14 protein-coding genes and 1 riboswitch are annotated in these 17,010 nt (G+C 64.6%); of the genes, 8 read left to right on the forward strand and 6 right to left on the reverse strand.

Translation table 11 applies throughout. The annotated features are described in order from the left end of the window. Positions 1 to 4 precede the first annotated feature (4 nt). Together FO013_RS13640 and FO013_RS13645 are read left to right on the forward strand one after the other, a co-directional pair. Positions 5 to 1,921, forward strand: a complete 1,917-nt coding sequence (locus FO013_RS13640; protein WP_186293111.1) for an amidohydrolase — start codon at positions 5 to 7, stop codon at positions 1,919 to 1,921. Positions 1,922 to 2,033: 112 nt separating this feature from the next. Further along, on the forward strand, positions 2,034 to 3,347 hold the full coding sequence (locus FO013_RS13645) for an acyltransferase family protein (RefSeq protein WP_143923112.1): 1,314 nt from the start codon (positions 2,034 to 2,036) through the stop codon (positions 3,345 to 3,347). A 129-nt stretch (positions 3,348 to 3,476) separates the two neighbouring features. Here the strand turns inward: FO013_RS13645 and fabG are convergent, their stop codons facing one another. From fabG to FO013_RS13660, 3 genes are all read right to left on the reverse strand, one after another. Further along, positions 3,477 to 4,274, reverse strand: a complete 798-nt coding sequence (fabG, locus tag FO013_RS13650) for a 3-oxoacyl-ACP reductase FabG (protein WP_143923113.1) — start codon at positions 4,272 to 4,274, stop codon at positions 3,477 to 3,479. 51 nt (positions 4,275 to 4,325) lie between these two features. Further along, complete coding sequence (locus tag FO013_RS13655) at positions 4,326 to 5,489, reverse strand: acyl-CoA dehydrogenase family protein (RefSeq protein WP_143923114.1); 1,164 nt, start codon at positions 5,487 to 5,489, stop codon at positions 4,326 to 4,328. A gap of 97 nt (positions 5,490 to 5,586) precedes the next feature. Next, entirely contained in the window at positions 5,587 to 6,867 is a 1,281-nt protein-coding gene (locus FO013_RS13660; protein WP_143923115.1) for a CaiB/BaiF CoA transferase family protein, read from the reverse strand. A gap of 165 nt (positions 6,868 to 7,032) precedes the next feature. Between FO013_RS13660 and FO013_RS13665 the strand changes: the two genes are divergently transcribed. Then, positions 7,033 to 7,935: a LysR substrate-binding domain-containing protein gene (locus FO013_RS13665; protein WP_186293112.1), complete on the forward strand. Its 903-nt coding sequence runs from the start codon at positions 7,033 to 7,035 to the stop codon at positions 7,933 to 7,935. Positions 7,936 to 7,995: 60 nt separating this feature from the next. Here FO013_RS13665 and FO013_RS13670 read toward each other — a convergent pair whose 3' ends face one another. After that, entirely contained in the window at positions 7,996 to 8,832 is an 837-nt protein-coding gene (locus tag FO013_RS13670; RefSeq protein WP_143923116.1) for a phosphotransferase family protein, read from the reverse strand. Continuing rightward, on the reverse strand, positions 8,829 to 9,410 hold the full coding sequence (locus FO013_RS13675) for a TetR/AcrR family transcriptional regulator (protein ID WP_260848147.1): 582 nt from the start codon (positions 9,408 to 9,410) through the stop codon (positions 8,829 to 8,831). Before FO013_RS13675 ends, FO013_RS13670 begins: the two co-directional genes overlap by 4 nt. 118 nt (positions 9,411 to 9,528) lie before the next feature. Here FO013_RS13675 and FO013_RS13680 point away from each other — a divergent pair, with 118 nt between their 5' ends. Further along, positions 9,529 to 10,440, forward strand: a complete 912-nt coding sequence (locus FO013_RS13680) for an aldo/keto reductase (RefSeq protein WP_143923118.1) — start codon at positions 9,529 to 9,531, stop codon at positions 10,438 to 10,440. On the opposite strand, the gene FO013_RS13685 is transcribed toward FO013_RS13680, so the two are convergent. Further along, entirely contained in the window at positions 10,437 to 11,018 is a 582-nt protein-coding gene (locus FO013_RS13685; protein WP_143923119.1) for a DUF1990 family protein, read from the reverse strand. The two genes, FO013_RS13680 and FO013_RS13685, sit on opposite strands and share 4 nt — an antisense overlap. A gap of 120 nt (positions 11,019 to 11,138) precedes the next feature. Here FO013_RS13685 and FO013_RS13690 point away from each other — a divergent pair, with 120 nt between their 5' ends. The 4 genes from FO013_RS13690 (at position 11,139) to FO013_RS13705 (ending at position 17,008) form a co-directional block, all read left to right on the forward strand. After that, a complete protein-coding gene (locus FO013_RS13690; RefSeq protein WP_143923120.1) occupies positions 11,139 to 11,939 on the forward strand; it encodes an SDR family oxidoreductase in 801 nt (266 codons plus the stop codon). A 183-nt stretch (positions 11,940 to 12,122) separates the two neighbouring features. After that, on the forward strand, positions 12,123 to 12,281 hold the full coding sequence (locus tag FO013_RS13695) for a hypothetical protein (RefSeq protein WP_186293113.1): 159 nt from the start codon (positions 12,123 to 12,125) through the stop codon (positions 12,279 to 12,281). A gap of 253 nt (positions 12,282 to 12,534) precedes the next feature. Continuing rightward, positions 12,535 to 12,656: riboswitch (glycine riboswitch) on the forward strand. 117 nt (positions 12,657 to 12,773) lie between these two features. Further along, positions 12,774 to 15,725 (forward strand): aminomethyl-transferring glycine dehydrogenase, encoded by a 2,952-nt coding sequence (gene gcvP, locus FO013_RS13700; protein ID WP_143923121.1) that lies wholly within the window; start codon positions 12,774 to 12,776, stop codon positions 15,723 to 15,725. Beyond that, complete coding sequence (locus FO013_RS13705) at positions 15,725 to 17,008, forward strand: glycine cleavage system aminomethyltransferase GcvT (RefSeq protein ID WP_143923122.1); 1,284 nt, start codon at positions 15,725 to 15,727, stop codon at positions 17,006 to 17,008. Before gcvP ends, FO013_RS13705 begins: the two co-directional genes overlap by 1 nt. The last annotated feature ends 2 nt before the right edge of the window (positions 17,009 to 17,010 follow it).

A 17,010-nucleotide genomic window follows, 5' to 3' on the forward strand; every position in this document is an offset into this window, starting at 1 on the left:
GCTCATGCGTCTGTTCTCCAATGCCGTCGTGCGAAGTTTTGCACCTGCCGCCCCTGATGCCACCTCAGCGGTCGCACCCGACTCGATCCTCGTCGACGGGGAGACGATCGTAGCCGTGGGCACCAGAGTCGAACTTCTCGACATCGCAGCCTCCGAATCCTCGACGACGGCAGCGCTGGCCTCGGCGGGAGGAATCGGAGCCACCACGGTGATTCCGGGCCTCGAAATCGAAGAGATCGACTGCGCCGGCCAGGTCATCCTGCCCGGCCTCGTAGACGCGCACATGCACTCGATCCACTACGCGGACTCCCTGACCGACCTCGATCTCTCCGATGTCCGATCCTTGACCGAGGCGGTCGACGCCATCCGAGAACGCGCCAGCCAGATGCCGTTCGGCGAATGGGTGGTCGGTTCCGGGTGGGACATCAACAAGTGGGATGACCCGCGCTACCCCGATCGCGAACTCCTCGACCAAGCCGTGCCCGACCACCCGGTGGCGATGTGGTCGGTCGATCTCCACACCCTCTGGACGAATGGCCACGGCCTGGAGATCGCCGGCATCGATGATCTCACCGCGGACCCCTTCGGCGGAGAATTCGTTCGCGATGACGAGGGCTCGCTGACCGGGCTGGTCCGTGAGGATGCCACCGACCTGGTGGCCAGATTCATTCCCGAACCCACCCGCGCAGAACAGGTCGAGCGACTCGATCGCACCCAGAAGCTGTTCCTCTCCCAGGGGCTGACCGGGATCCACGACTTCGACTCCATCGCCTCGACGTTGGGGTGGTACGACCTGCGCGAAGCCGACCGACAGCACATCCGTGTGACGAAGTACCTGCGCGGCCCAGAGGTGCCCTGGGCCATCGAGACCGGGTGGCATACCGGCGACGGCGATGACTGGCTGCGCCGAGGTGGCCTGAAGCTGTTCTCCGATGGAGCCCTGGGCTCGCACACCTGCCACATGTCCTCACCGTTTCCCGAGCCGCACGTTCACGAAGAGACTGTGACCCCCGACGAGGCAGGCGCCGAGCAGGAGTCCTACACCTACCCCGGCACCGTGCCCGAGGACGCCTTGAGCAGTGCGCCGGAGGACGCCAACTACGGGATCGCCCAGATGTCAGAGGACGACCTGTTCGAGAACGCACGCCGGGCCACCGAGGCCGGTATCTCCGTTGCCATCCATGCCATCGGCGACCAGGCCAACCACCATGTGCTCAACGTCTTCGAACGTCTGCGCCAGACCACGAAGGAGGCGCAGGAGCGCTTCGAACGCCCTCTGCGCCATCGGGTCGAACACGCACAGTTCATTCAGCCTGCCGACGTCGCCCGATTCGCCGAACTCGACGTCATCGCCTCCATGCAGCCTCGTCACTGCATCTCTGACCTGCACCTGCTTCACCTCATCGACGAATCCGCGCAACTTGCCGCCTACGCCTGGCCGGACCTGTTGGCCGCCGGGGCACACGTGGCCTTCGGCTCCGACGGGCCGGTGGAGCCCGCGAATCCCTTCGCGGCGATCTATGCGGCGATGACCAGGGCTCACATCTCCGGAGACGCGGCCACGAGCTTCCAACCTCGACGGCGGCTCTCTGCCGCTGAGGCAATTCGGCAGCACACCCAAGGCCCGGCCTATGCGGCAGGACTTGACGATCGACGAGGTTATCTGGCCCCGGGCATGGACGCCGACTTCATCGTCGTCGACACCGATCCGTATGTGGCAGAGGGGTTGACCGTGCCTGCGGATACAGGCGGCACCGGTGGGCACGGCGCTTCGGCCGCGAGTGTGCAGGAGGGGCCGCTCGATCATGATGGTCTGCTCGGCTATGAATCCGAAGAGGCGCTCTTCGCCCACGCCGAGGCGATCCGTGACACCACGGTCGCGCTGACTGTGGTCGGCGGACAGGTGAAATACCAAGCCTGACCGGCACCACCGCTAACTCGCGGCTCAATCACCGCTGTCCTGCCACGAAGTCCTGCCGTCGCCGTCCTGCCACATACCTGAAGTCCCATCCTGCCGAAAAGGATCCTCACATATGCTTCGCTCGTACATGGCCCAGGCACGGAAGATCGATGCCGCCACCCCCGACTCCCGCAACCGAGAAGTCGACTTCCTCCGCGCGGCAGCGATCACCGTCGTCGTGCTGGGACATTGGACGATCATCGCGGTGAGCTCCACCGGAGGCATCGAGCCGCACGGCCTGCTTGACGAGGCTCGATGGACGCACCCGCTGAGTTGGGTGTTCCAAGTGATGCCGATCTTCTTCCTCGTCGGCGGCTATTCCAACGCTCTGTCCTGGCGTTCGGCGAGACGGAAGAACGTCGGCTACGCCGAATGGCTGCGCGCTCGCCTGCGCCGCCTGGGACTGCCCCTCATACCGCTTCTGCTCGTCTGGCTGCTCACCTGCATCATCGCGTTGAGCTTCGGCGCCGAACCGGCCGCGGTGCAGCTGGCATCGCAGATGGCCCTGGTGCCCACCTGGTTCCTCGCCGCCTACCTGTTGGTCGCGATCGTCGCTCCGCCCTGCTTGGTGCTGTGGGAGAACTGGGGCTGGTGGTCGATCGTCCTCGGCATCGCCGCGGCAGGGATCATCGACGTCATCAGCATCACCACCGGGAACATCCTGGCCGGCTACCCCAACTACCTGCTCGTGTGGGCCAGCTTCCACCAGTTCGGCTATGCGTGGCTCGACGGCAGGCTCTCGAGCCTGAAGCGCTGCCTGCTGCTCTTCGCCATCGGCGCCCTCGAGCTCGGACTCCTCGTCGGCCTCGGCCCGTACCCGGTCTCGATGATCACCGCAGGCACCGATGCGATCTCCAACTCGGCCCCGACCCGGGTGACCATGGCCTTCCTCGGAATGGCCCAAGCGGGAATCGTGCTCATGCTTCAGCGACCGCTGGCGGCGCTGTTGCGAAGCCCGGGACTGTGGATGCTCACCGTCCTTGTGAACCAGAGGATCATGACCTGGTTCCTGTGGCATCTCACCGCTCTGACGGCGCTGGCCCATGTGCTCCTCGCACTCGATGCCGAGGCGCTGCTGCCCACCCCGCTGACCGGTGTGTGGTGGCTGACCCGCCCCCTGTGGTGCCTGGCGCTGCTCGCGATCACCGGCATCCTCGTAGTGATCTTCGGCCGATTCGAATCTGCGCAGTCCGACGATCGCCCTGCACCGCCGGTGTGGATGCCGATCCTCGCCGCGGCAGCGATCTGCGCGGGACTGGCGATCATGGCCGATGTGGGTATGGTCAATGCATCCGGGGTGACCTGGATCTGGCCGCTGCTGCCGCTGGTGGGCATGATCGTCTTCGGCGTGGTCAAACTCCCGCGTAGGCGCTCCTACCGAGACTGACCACGCAGATCCTCGCCGAAGCTGACTCCACAACAAGAAGACCCGACGTCCCCGCGGGGACGTCGGGTCACCTCGGCGAAGGTGCAGGCAGCATTCTGCCTCAGGTGAGAACGGGCGGCGTCGGCGAGATCAGATGTGGCGTCCGCCGGAGATCTCGGTGACTGTGCCGGTGAGGTAGCTGGACAGGCCGGAGGCGAGGAACAGCACCACTGAAGCAACCTCTTCGGGTTCTCCGGGACGGCCCAGCGGGATCTCGGCGAGCTTCGAATCGATCGCGTGCTGGGGCATTGCCGCGGTCATCGCGGTGTTGATGAAGCCGGGCTGGATCGCATTGATGCGGATGCCCTTGAATGCGACCTCCTTGGCCACGGCTTTGGTCATGCCGACGATGCCGGCCTTCGCCGCCGAGTAGTTCGATTGACCGAGCATGCCGACCTTGCCGCTGATGGAGGAGACGTTGACGATCGCCCCTCCGCGGTCCTGTTCGCGCATGACACCGGTGGCGACCTTGAGTCCGTTCCAGGTGCCGCGCAGGTGGACGGAGATGACGTCGTCGAACTCCTTCTCGCTCATCTTGCGAATCGTCGCGTCGCGGGTGATTCCGGCATTGTTGACCCAGATATCGACGCCGCCGAAGGTCGTCGTTGCCGCATCGGCGAGCTTCTGTGTGTTCTCCAGAGAGGCCACATTGCACACTACCCCGGCGGCAGAGTCGGGTCCGCCGAGTTCAGCGACGGCCGACTGCAGGCTCTCCTCGTTCATATCGCCGAGGACGACCTTGGCTCCGGAGTTGACGAGGCTTCGGGCCATTGCCAGGCCGAGTCCCTGGGCGCCGCCGGTGACCACGGCGACCTTGCCGGTGAGCAGGCCGGGGATCTCGGAGATGCCTTGGGCAGTGGGGGCAGCGGTGGCTGGTGCGTCGGTCATCAGGTCCTACTTTCTTTGCGTGTGGATGTGTCTTCTCAGTGTGCAGGCGAGCTACAGGTTGAACTGTGGTTTGTGGGCGCCCTTGAGCAGCTGCCGGGCAACGACGACGCGCTGGACTTCCGAGGTGCCCTCATAGATGCGGAACAGGCGAGCATGGCGGTAGAAGCGTTCGACGGCGGACTCACGCATGTAGCCCGTTCCGCCTTGGATCTGCACGCCCTTGTCGGCGATGCGACCCAGAGCCTCTGAGGCGAAGAGCTTTGCAGAGCTGGGACCGAGCTTCCGATCCTCATCGGCATCCCAGCGTTTCGCAGCGGCGAGTACGAGAGCCTTGGCGGCGGCGACCTCGGTGTAGATATCGGCGAGCATGGCCTGGACCAGCTGGAACCGGGCGATGGACTCTCCACCCTGTTTCGCCTCGGCGGCATAATTCACGGACTCGTCGAGGATGCGGGTGGCCTGGCCGACGCAGATCGCGGCGATGTGCAGGCGGCCCTTGTTCAGCGAGGCCATCGCGGCGTAGAAGCCCTTCTCTTCCTCACCGCCGATGAGGTTGGCGGCGGGCACACGGACGTCGTCGAAGAAGATCTCCGAGGTCCAGGCGCCGGCCTGGCCCATCTTGTTGTCATGGGTTCCGACCGTGACGCCGGGCGTCTTCGTCGGGACGAGGAAGACGGAGATGCCCTTCGATCCCCGCGCGTTCGGGTCGGTGCGGGCGAATACCATGAGCACGTCGGAGGACTCGGCATTGGTGATGAAGCGCTTGCTGCCGTTGATGATGTAGTCCTCGCCCTCGCGCACGGCTCTGGTGCGCATGCCCGAGGGGTCGGATCCGGCCTCGGATTCGGTCAGAGCGAAGGAGGCGACGACATCGCCCGAGGTCAGCCGCGGCAGCCATTCGCTCTTCTGCTCGTCGGTGCCGTAGTTGACCAGAACCTGCCCGGCGATGCCGTTGTTCGTGCCGAAGACGGACCGGAACGCCGGTGTCGTATAGCCGAGCTCCATTGCCAACTGCGCATCCTGTTCGGCATTCATGCCCAGCCCGCCGTACTCCTCGGGCAGCGCCCAGCCGAAGAGCCCCATGTCGGCGGATTTCTTGATGATCGCCTCCGGGATGGCGTCGTCTGCCTCGATATCGAGTTCGATGGGGACGACCTTCTCGCGGACGAATTCGCGCACGATCGAGAGGACGTCATCCAGTTCCGAAGTATCCATGCTTCGCTCTCCTTGTGTGGTGAGGTGGTGCTGTGAAGTTGTCGGTGGTGTTGCTGTCGCCGAGGTGGGAGCGGTGCCCTTTGTCGCCGAGATGGGGCTAGAGGCTGTCGATCCAGGCGCGGACCTGATCGGAGTCGGCCCCGAGTTCCGGTGGTGCAAGGTCGTAGGAGACCTCGGACTTCGCCAGTCGGATCGGGTTGCGGATCGTGGGAATGATGCGCTCGCCTTGACCGGTCTCGACGATCGGGTCGAGGCCGAGGTCCCGGGCGCGCTCGACACCCTGGGAGATCGAGTTGATCGGGGCGCAGGGCAGACCCACGGCCGTGAGCTTCTCAAACCATTCCTGAGCCGTATGTTGCTGCAGGGCAACGAGTAGTTCGGGTTCGAGCTCGTCGCGGTTGGCGTTGCGGGTCTTGGCCTTTGCGAAGCGTTCGTCCTCGGCCCAGTCTGGCCGCCCGAGGGCCTTGGCGAGGGCGGCGAACTGACCGTCGTTGGCCGCGGCAACGATGAGTTCGCCGTCCTTCGTGGCCATCGGCTGGTACGGGTAGAGGCTGGGGTGGGCGTTGCCCATGCGCGTCGGTGTCACCCCTGCGGCGGCATAGGCTCCGGACTGGTTCGCCAGGCCCGACATCGCTGAGGACATGAGGTTGGTTTCGACCAGCTGACCCTCACCGGTGAGGTTCTTGTGCTGGATTGCGGCCATGATCCCGATCGTTGTGTGCAGACCGGTGATGACGTCGAAGACCGCGACGCCGGCACGGTAGGGGGAACCGTCGGGACTGCCGGTGACGCTCATGAACCCGGACATGGCCTGGACGAGCAGATCGTAGCCGGGCAGCGCATTGTGCGCGCCGAAGCCCGTGACAGAGGCATAGATGACTTCAGCGTTGGCGTCCTTGACCGAGTCGTAGTCGAGGCCGAACTTCTTCAAGCCGCCCGGTTTGAAGTTCTCGACGACGATGTCGGCTCTGGCAGCGAGCTTCTGGGCGATCTCGAGGTCATCGGCATCGGAGAAGTCGAGCACGATGTCGAACTTGTTCCGATTGATCGACAGATAGTAGGTGGCATCGTCATCGCGGACCGGTGGGCTCCAGTTCCTCGTGTCGTCACCGCCCGGGCCTTCGACCTTGATGACCGTGGCGCCGAGGTCGGCGAGCATCATCGTGGAATAGGGGCCGGCGAGGACACGGGAGAAATCAACGACGATTTGGCCCGAGAGAGGACCGTTGCCAGCGCGTGGGAGGAAATCGGCGATTGACGCGGCCTGCTCCCCCTCACGGTCAGTGGGATCCTGCGGTTCCTGATCGTGATCCGACCCTTGGAGATCCGACTCTTTGAGATCCAGCGATGCCTGGGTCGCGGTGGTCTCACCATTCATCTATGAACACTCCCGGTGATTCTGCTCGACTCTGAGGTTCCTCAGAGTGTTTCACCCCACAATATAGCAATGTGAGTAATAATGAGAAGTGATTATTATCTGTAATGGTATTTAAGCGAATGCAGGATCTGTGTGCGGTCGTCGGTAGATGGAGAGCAGAACATAATGGAGATTCAGCAGGTGCGTGCCTTTCTCGCCGTCGCCGAGGAGCTGCACTTCGGCCGTGCCGCTGCGCGGCTGGGTGTGCTCCAACCTCCGCTGAGTCGCACGATCCGCGCCCTCGAGGACGAGCTCGGGGTCTCCCTGTTTCAGCGCACGACTCGGAATGTGAGGCTCTCGCCGGAGGGTGAGGCGCTGATCGAACCTGCGAGAAAAATGCTCGAATACCAGAGTCTTGCCGTCGATTCCGTCCAGCGGGCGGCAGCGGGGGAGACCGGGCGCATCAGCTTCGGCTTCGCCAGGTCATCCTCACGAGCTCTGGCGGCTGCCCTGGTGACAGCCTCGCGAGGGCGGAGTCCGGGCATCGTCTTCAGCCTCGAGTCCAACGTCTTCGCTGAGGAGGGCCTGGCCAGGCTGGTCGAGGGAACCCTCGATCTCGCCTTGGTCCGATGGGACAAGCAGCCGCCGGGGGTGACGGGGCGACCGGTCATGATCGAGCGCCTGTGCGCCGCCCTGCCCGAAGGCCATCGGCTGGCAGAACGTTCCTCCCTGCGCGTGGATGAACTTGCTGACGAAGACTTCATCACCCTGCCTGCCCATCCCAGCTCGACGCTGCGAGAGAACACCCTACGGCTGTGCCACGAGGCAGGTTTCACGCCTCGCCTGGCTCAGGCGGCTCCGGATTCGCAGACGATCGGAGCCCTTGTTGCAGCAGGACTGGGTATCTCGATCACCTTCGACTCGGTCTCGGCGAATACGCGTGAGGCCGGAACCGTGGCCGTACCCCTCGATGTCGAGCAGGATCCCTCGACTCTGTACCTGGCGCACCGGACCGATCATGGCAAATCGTCGCTGGAGGCAGTGCTCGCCCTCGCGGAGGAGGTTCTGCCCACAGTCGTAACAGAGTGAGTGTCGCGTGTTGCCTCGATGCGCCTTGCCTCGTGGTGCGGCGCCCATCGTCGGGCTGCGTCAGAGTGTCGCGTTCCACGCATCGAGCCTCTGCCGCAGGATCCTTGAGGTCATCTCGGTCCGACCGATGCCGAGGTAGTTGGGCAACCAGGTCTCAACACGGTCGTGGGCTCGAGCTGCGGCTTGCACATCCCAGGCGTGGATATCGCTGATCGGGCGGCCCAGCAGTCGTTCGTACTCCTCGAGGAAGAGTCCGGCAGCCTCGGGGGAGCCGAGGAGCACAAGGTCCTGTCGGCACCACGCCATATCGACTCCGCGCGGACCTCGGCGTGCACCCGACCAGTCGACGACTCCGGCGAGCCCGCCCGCCTCCCATAGTGCATTCCCGCACCAGAAGTCTGAGTGAGTGAGTACTGGATCACGCATGTCCAGACAATCCCATTCTCGCTGAGCACGGAGTCCAAGAGCAGAATGTCCATGCGGAGGCTCTGCAGGAGTGGGTCTCAGCCCGCTGCCGTCGAGTGCATGGATCCGCACCAGTGCCGCCGCCATCTCTGTGGCGATCACTGCTGGTGACAGCTCGCGGTAGGGTGCAGTGCCGGCGACCCGTGAGGTCACAATGACGGGATCGCGCAGATCATCGCTGACTGCGATCAGTCGGGGAACCCAATCACCCAGTGCTGATATCCGGTTGAGGATCTCAGCTTCCCTGACGGCCGAATCGTCATGGGCAGGGAAGGCGCGGACGACGTATTCTGTCTCTCCGTCGGTCGCCAGCAGGGTGGTTGCGTGCTGACCGCCTGTGAACTCTTGAAGGAACGTCAGCTCTCGCCCGAGAAGGCGGGATGCGCTGCGGACCAGCCTGACGGCATCTGCGCTGAGCGGAGCGCTTCTCATACTGTTGGGTTCTGCGACTGGGAGTGTGCTGCTCCGGTCGCGAGTCCGTCGAGAAGCAGATCGAGGAGGCGTTCGCGCTGAGCGGGAGAATCCCCGGCGACGGCGTGGCCAAGTTGGATTCCTATGAGCGAAGCCGTGACGTCCTTTGCGTCGACATCATTGCGAAGCACGCCGGCGTTGCTTCCTGCCGAGAGGAAGGCGGCGATTGTTTCAGTCACGCGTGAGCGCGTGTCCGGGGTGGCGATGGTGCCGGCGGCCCATCCTGAACGCAGCGTTTCGAACATTCCGTGCTTGAGCTCCACGAATTGGAAGTAACGTCCCGCCCAGATGTGCAGTGCCCTGTCGGCGGGGTAGTCCTCAAGGAGGCTCGGAGCGGCTGCGATGACCGCGTCCAACTCTGTCGCGTAGAGGGCATCAACGAGTGCCTCGCGGGTGGGGAAATGGCGATAGAGGGTTCCGATGCCGACTCCTGCGGCCCGCGCGATGGCGTCCAGTGACGCACCGGCGTCCCCGTCTGAGTAGGCATCGCGAGCCGCGGCGAGGATTTTGCTGCGGTTGCGGAGTGCGTCGGCCCGCATGGGTGCTCCTGGGATTGGGTCGGATTCAGGATTCATAAACGGAGGACACTCCGGTAGTGTGGTGTCCACAAAGCGGAGGAACCTCCGCTCACCGATGATTATCACATAGGAGGCTCTCATGAGCACCGCCGAAACGAGACGCGACGCAACGATCGAGCTCGCCGGTCTCACCATCTCCAAGGTCGGATACGGGACCATGCAGCTTGAGCGCCTCGGCGATGATCCGCAGGCAGCGATCGGGGTGGTTCGGCGAGCAGTCGACGAAGGGGTGGGGGTGATCGACACCGCTCATTTCTACGGTGACGGGTTCGTCAACGACATTCTGCGGCGAGCGCTGACGGACGATGAAGAGATCGTGATGTCGACGAAAGTCGGGGCCGAATACGATCCGGCGGGTGCGATCCCGCTCCGTCCGGCGCAGAAGCCACACCAGTTGCGAGCGGGTGTCGAAGATAATCTGCGAAGTCTCGGTGTCGAATACATCGATCTGCTCTTCCTGCGTCGTCTCGATGCGGGGCCCGGAATCACTGCGGAGGGTGACCAGCTGGTCGCATTGGACGACCAGCTGGCGGAGCTGGAACAGCTGCGGGCTGAGGGCAAGATCGGTCACATCGGGCTCAGTGGCATCACCGGCGACTCCCTCGATGAGGCAGTTCTCGGGGTGATCGCTGCCGTGCAGAACAACTTCAGCCTCGTCGATCGCGGCGACGAACCGATTCTCCGTGCGTGTGCCGACAACGGGGTGGTGTGGATGCCGTTCTTCCCTCTGGGAGGAGCGCAGCCGGGTATCGCGAAGGTCGGTTCGCATCCTGTCGTTCGTGACATAGCGGCAACATTGGGCATCACACCGGCGCAGCTCGGCTTGGCGTGGCTGCTGCACCATGCGGCGAATACCGTACTGGTTCCCGGCACCACTTCCATTGCTCACCTGAGGGAGAACCTCGCTGTCAGTGCGATCGAACTCTCCGCCGAGGTCATGGATCAGCTCGACCAGTTCGACTGGCCCGGCAAGCTCGACCAACTTGACTAGCCCGAGCGGCGAGTGCCGGTCCGGGTGGATGCTGCGACCGCCTCGGCGACAGGGGTCATAGCGGATTGAGCCGCAGGTTGACGGTCGGTCCCGCGCACGCTTGCCTGCTGCAGCATCCTCTTCAGGCCGACCACATATCGCAGAGCCATCATCTTCTGCGCTGCGAGGGGCATCGGCGCGGCGGCTTTCAGCAGCGGGCGTCCGGGAACGGATTCCGAAGTGATGGAGACACCGAGGCGACCGTCCGAACCGACGGACACGAGGAACGTCTGCTCCCCAGACTCGAGGTGCCCGGGCAGAGTGCGATAGACGAAACCCGCTGCAGATTCTGCGTCGATTACCTCGATGACTTCGCAGGATCCGACCGGAACTGTGAGCTCGCGTCCGCGCAGACGAGGTGCAGGCAGCGGCCAGGTCGGATTGAGCCAGAGATTCACGACCTGACCGACTTGAACACGACGGACCGGACGCGCGATGACACCGGCAGACTCCTGCAGCTTCCACGTCAAGATCGCCTCCCTTGCCATCGGGAGCACCTCGGCCGGGCCCAGGTCGAGGGTCTGCTTCAATCGATTCATCCGTCATCTCCTGATGCTGCCGGCCAACTCGTCCTTGTGATTGTCGGTCGCTCCTGCCTACGATACAAACACAGCACTGAGCGAACGCTCGGTTAACTCGACGGACGATGGAGTTCACGCATGACAGAACACGCCAGCACCCAAGACCAGGCCCACCTCGGCGCGCGATTCGCCGGTCAGGTCGCACTCATCACCGGTGCCAGTCGTGGAATCGGACTCGGCATCGCCAAGCGGCTGCAGGCAGAGGGTGCCACCGTCATCCTCACCGCCCGAAAGCCTGAGGCCCTCGCCGAGGCGGTCGCGCAGTTCCCCGAAGGCACTGCCCTGGCCATTGCCGGGAAGTCCGATGACGCCAAGCACCGCGCGGAGGTCTATGACACGATCGCGGAGAAGTTCGGTCGACTCGATGTGCTGGTCACGAACGTAGGCATCAACCCGGTCTACGGTCCGCTCATCGACCTTGACCTCGATGCCGCTCGCAAGATCCTCGACGTCAACGTCATCGGCACGCTCGCCTGGGTGCAGGAGGCAGTCCATCACGAGAAGCTGGGCTTCCGCGAGAATAAGGGGCGGGTGGTGAGCATCTCCTCCGTCGCTGGGGATCGGCCGAGCCCGGGTATCTCCTTCTACGGCATCTCGAAGGCAGCGGTCTCGCATCTGACTCGATCACTGGCCGTCGAGCTCGGTCCCGACATCAGGGTCAACGCCGTCGCCCCGGCCGTGGTGAAGACGAACTTCGCCACCGCACTCTATGAAGGCAAGGAAGAGGAAGTCTCCTCTGCTTACCCGGCCAAGCGTCTCGGAACTCCCGAGGACATCGCCGCTGCCGTGGCCTACCTGGCGTCCTCGGATGCCGACTGGATCACCGCCCAGGTGCTCACCGCCGATGGGGGAGTCATCACCGCCGGCGGCAGCGCCTGATTCTCCTCGTTCGCTGAGGAGAATCGGCCCCTCTGCCTGAATTGACTGTGGAGGAATGGTCGCCCGAACCGTGTTTTGGCGACCATTCCTCCACATCAAAACCGTCACTCCGCGACAAGAAACCGTCACTCCGCCACAGGCAGGTGTTCAGCGCGGAAGGTCTGAGGCGGGCTGTCCTGCCGCGTGGCGGCAGATTCTGCGGCGCCCTATCTCAACGGGCTGTTCAATTCGCTCGATCTCAGTTGGCTCTCCAGCGGGTGGGTGATCCTGCTGTGTCTCGGCACGGTCACCGCCATGGTTCTGCTGCCGGAGACCAAGGGCAAGGACCTTGCCGAGATCTGATGCGGTTCTTCGCCGGGCAGAAAGGCCTGATCTGCTGACTCCGTCAGTGTGGGTTCACGTGCGATCTCCTCGACAGGACCGCACGCGACCCCACACTGACGAACGGGGCAGCCGACTCATCGGTAACCGAGTCCCACCATGTGGTTTGGATCGCCGAGATCAGTGCCACTAGACTTGGCCTCGTCAGTGTTTGGTCCCAGCGGCCGGGCACGCAGAGAAGCGAATAGTCACACACAATTGAATATTGCCGTTAAGACATGACGTGGGAGAGCTGCTCAACTGTCGCAACCACAGGTTGCCCGAACAGTGCGAAGCAGCGCCGTAGGTGCAATTCCCTCCCCGGGAAACTCTCAGGCCCAGTACCACCGATTGCAGGCATATCTGAAGGACCGCCACCGCGCTCGCGCGCTGAACGTCTGACAGATCGGGGAGGACCGCCACTGCTCAGTGCGTCCTCCATAGGCGGGCGCGACACCGACCCAAGGACGGCAATTGACCAGTTCACTCGCCCACACAAGTTCACTCGCGCACACCACGGCGCCCACCGGAGACACCGAACGCCCCTTCTCCGACCGGCATATCGGCCCCCGCGCCGATGACACCGCGGCCATGCTGGCCGAACTCGGCTACGACTCCCTCGAAGCACTGTCGGCCGCAGCCGTCCCAGAATCCATTCAGATCGACGGACTCGACCTGCCCACGGGCCGCTCCGAAGCCGAGGTCCTCGATGACCTTCGCGCGATCGCCGGCCAGAACATCATGCGCAAGCAGATGATCGGCCAGGGCTACTACGACACGATCACGCCGGCCGTCATCCGCCGCAACCTGGTCGAGAACCCCGCCTGGTACACCGCATACACCCCTTACCAGCCGGAGATCTCCCAGGGCCGCCTCGAAGCGCTGCTCAACTTCCAGCAGGTCGTCCAGGATCTCACCGGTCTCGACATCGCCAACGCCTCACTCCTCGACGAGGCCACCGCCGTCGCCGAGGCTGTCCTTCTCATGCGTCGAGCAGTGAAGAAGGGGACAACCGTCGTCCTCGACTCCGAACTCCACCCGCAGACCATCGCCGTCGTCCGCGCCCGTGCGAAGGCCATGGACTTCCGCGTCACCGTCGCCGACCTGGCCGAGGGGCTTGCCGGCGAGGACATCTTCGGCATCGTCTGTGCCCAGCCCGGCACCACCGGCGTCATCCGCGACTTCACCGAAGCTGTCGACGGCGCCCATGACCGCGGCGCACTCGTGACCTTCGATGCCGACCTCCTGGCCCTGACCCTGCTCAAGGATCCCGCCTCGCAGGGTGCCGACATCTCCGTCGGCTCGGCCCAGCGCTTCGGCGTCCCGCTGTTCTTCGGCGGACCCCACGCCGGCTTCATGGCCGTGAAGTCAGGCCTCCAGCGCCAGCTGCCCGGCCGCCTCGTCGGCGTCTCCAAGGACGCCCAGGGCAAGCCCGGTTACCGTCTGGCCCTGCAGACCCGTGAACAGCACATCCGTCGCCAGAAGGCGACGTCCAACATCTGCACCGCCCAGGCCCTGCTGGCCAACGTCGCCTCGATGTACGCCGTCTATCACGGCCCCGTCGGCCTGACCCGCATCGCCTCCCGCATCCACCGCCTGGCCCAGGCTTTCGCGACCGCAGCGCACACCGCCCCCGGCGCCGAGGTGGTCAGCCGTGAGTTCTTCGACACCGTTGCCATCCGCGTTGCCGACGCAGAAGCAGCCCGAGTCGTCGCAGAGCGCGGCGGCTACAACGTCCGCGTCATCGATGCCGACACCATCGGCGTCTCCTTTGGCGAATCCCACTCGGTCGCCGATGCCAACGGACTTCTCGAAGCATTGGGCATCATCGCCCGGGTCGATGAAGCGAACTTCGAAGCCGCCTCGGCGGGGACATTCGGAGCCAACCACGTGCCCACCCCGGCTTTCGACGAGAGCTTCCACCGCACGACCGAGTTCCTCACCCACCCGATCTTCAGCGCACACGGCTCCGAGACCTCGATGATGCGCTACCTGCGCACCCTGGCCGACCGGGACCTGGCGCTGGACCGGACGATGATCCCGCTGGGCTCGTGCACGATGAAGCTCAACGCCGCGGCAGAGATGGAACCCATCACCTGGCCCGAGTTCGCCTCGATCCACCCCTTCGCCCCCGTCGAGCAGACACACGGATGGCGCACCCTCATCACCCGCCTGGAGAACTCGCTTGTCGAGGTCACCGGCTACGACCGGGTGTCCCTGCAGCCCAACGCCGGCTCCCAGGGCGAACTTGCCGGACTGCTCGCCATCCGCAACTTCCACCTCGCCAACGGTGACACCGACCGCGACGTCGTGCTCATCCCGCAGTCGGCTCACGGCACCAACGCCGCCTCCGCGGTCTTGGCCGGACTCAAGGTCCAGGTCATCGCGACAGCCGAGGACGGATCGGTCGACATCGCCGACCTCGACGCGAAGATCGAGAAGAACGCGGACAAGCTCGCCGCAATCATGATCACCTACCCGTCGACCAACGGCATCTTCGAATCCGAGGTCCGTGAGGTCGGCGAGAAGATCCACGCAGCCGGCGGTCAGGTCTACGTCGATGGCGCGAACCTCAACGCCATGGTCGGTCTGGCCAAGCCCGGCGAGTTCGGCGGCGACGTCTCCCACCTCAACCTGCACAAGACCTTCTGCATCCCCCACGGCGGTGGCGGACCCGGCGTCGGACCGGTCGCGGTGCGCGAACACCTCGCCCCGTACCTGCCCGGCGATCCCACCTCGGCGGAACTCGTGGCCGGGGATGAAGACGCGCACGAGCTGCCGATCTCAGGCTCGCTGTTCGGCTCAGCCGGCGTCCTGCCGATCAGCTTCGCCTACCTCGAACTGATGGGCGGCGACGGACTGCGCGAGGCCTCTCGTGCCGCACTCCTGGGTGCGAACTACCTGGCGGCCAAGCTCCACGACGTGTTCCCCATCCTCTACTCGGGTGAGCACGGACTCGTCGGACACGAGACCATCCTCGACCTGCGCGAGGTCACCGCACAGTCCGGTGTCACCGCCGAGGATGTAGCCAAGCGCCTCATCGACTTCGGCTTCCACGCTCCGACACTGGCGTTCCCGGTGCCGGGCACACTGATGGTCGAACCGACCGAGTCCGAGGACAAGGACGAACTCGACCGCTTCATCGAAGCCATGCGCGTCATCCGCGCAGAGATCGATTCGATCGGCGATAAGTACACCTACGAGGAGTCCCCGCTGGCCGGTGCCCCGCACCCGGCGACCGTCGTGATGGACGACTGGGATGCCAAGTACTCCCGCGAGACTGCCGTGTTCCCGGTCAAGGGACTGAAGGCAACCAAGTACTTCCCGCCGGTCAGTCGCATCGACGGTGCCTACGGCGACCGCAACCTGGTGTGCACCTGCCCGCCGCCAGAGGCCTTCGAAGTCAACGATGAAGAGGACGACTGATGAGTACTGAGAACTCGACGCGCGAGACCCCGCTGCACTCAATCCACGACAAGCTGGGCGCTTCCTTCACCGACTTCGGCGGCTGGGACATGCCGCTGAAGTACGGTTCCGAGCTGGCCGAACACCGTGCCGTGCGTGAGGCCGCGGGAATCTTCGACCTCTCCCACATGGGCGAGGTCCGCCTCACCGGCTCCGATGCTGCTGCGTTCCTCGACTACGCGCTCGTGGCGAAGTACTCGAAGATGAAGATCGGCAAGGCCAAGTACGGTGTGCTGGTCAATGAGGCGGGCTACCTCCTCGATGACCTCATCACCTACCGGATCGGCGATGAAGAGTACCTCATCGTCCCCAACGCCTCGAACACCCCGACTGTCGTCGCGACCCTGAAAGAAAGGCTGCAGAACTTCCTGCGGGACGAGTCCCCAGGGGCAGATGCCAAACTCGTCGACGAGTCTGAGGAAACGGCGCTCATCGCCGTGCAGGGACCGAACTCCGAGGCCATCATCCTCCGTGCCCTCGACGAGGGTGCACATGGGGAATTCGGACCCGCGACCACTGCGGCGGACGGATCAGCGGCCAACGATGCAGCCGTCGACGGCACCGCGGATGATTCCTCGGTGAACTCGACCGGGATCACCGTCGGCGAGGCGGTTCGGGAGCTGAAGTACTACGCGTGGATGCCGCTGACGATCGCGGGCATCGACCTGATGCTCGCGCGCACCGGCTACACCGGCGAGGACGGCTTCGAACTCTATATTCCCAACATCGCCGCCGAGCGCCTGTGGGAGACCCTGACGACGACCGGAGTCGACTACGGCCTCGTGCCCTGCGGCCTGGCCTCACGTGATTCGCTGCGCCTGGAAGCGGGCATGCCGCTCTACGGCAACGAACTCAGCCTCGAGACCTCGCCCTTCGACGTCGGACTCGGCCGGATGATCGGGTTCAAGACGAAGGAGAACTTCGCCGCCCGTGAGGCACTGGCGAAGCTGGGGGAGACTGAACCGGCCCGCGTGCTCGTCGGACTCACCTCGGCGGGCCGTCGCGCCGCACGATCGGGAGCGAGCATCTTCGCCTCGGCGGACGAGGTCGGTGCCGAAGGCGGGACAACCGTCGGGACCATCACCTCCGGACAGCCTTCGCCGACGCTCGGGCACCCCATCGCCTTGGCGTTCCTCGACCGCGGACTCGCCGATCCCGGCACACCTGTATTCGTCGACATCCGCGGCAAGGCGCATGAATTCTCAGTGACCGAGTTGCCGTTCTACAAACGCGGCGAGAACTGATC

The sequence above is a fragment of the Brevibacterium aurantiacum genome (genome assembly GCF_007558825.1).
Lineage (GTDB): Bacteria > Actinomycetota > Actinomycetes > Actinomycetales > Brevibacteriaceae > Brevibacterium > Brevibacterium aurantiacum_A.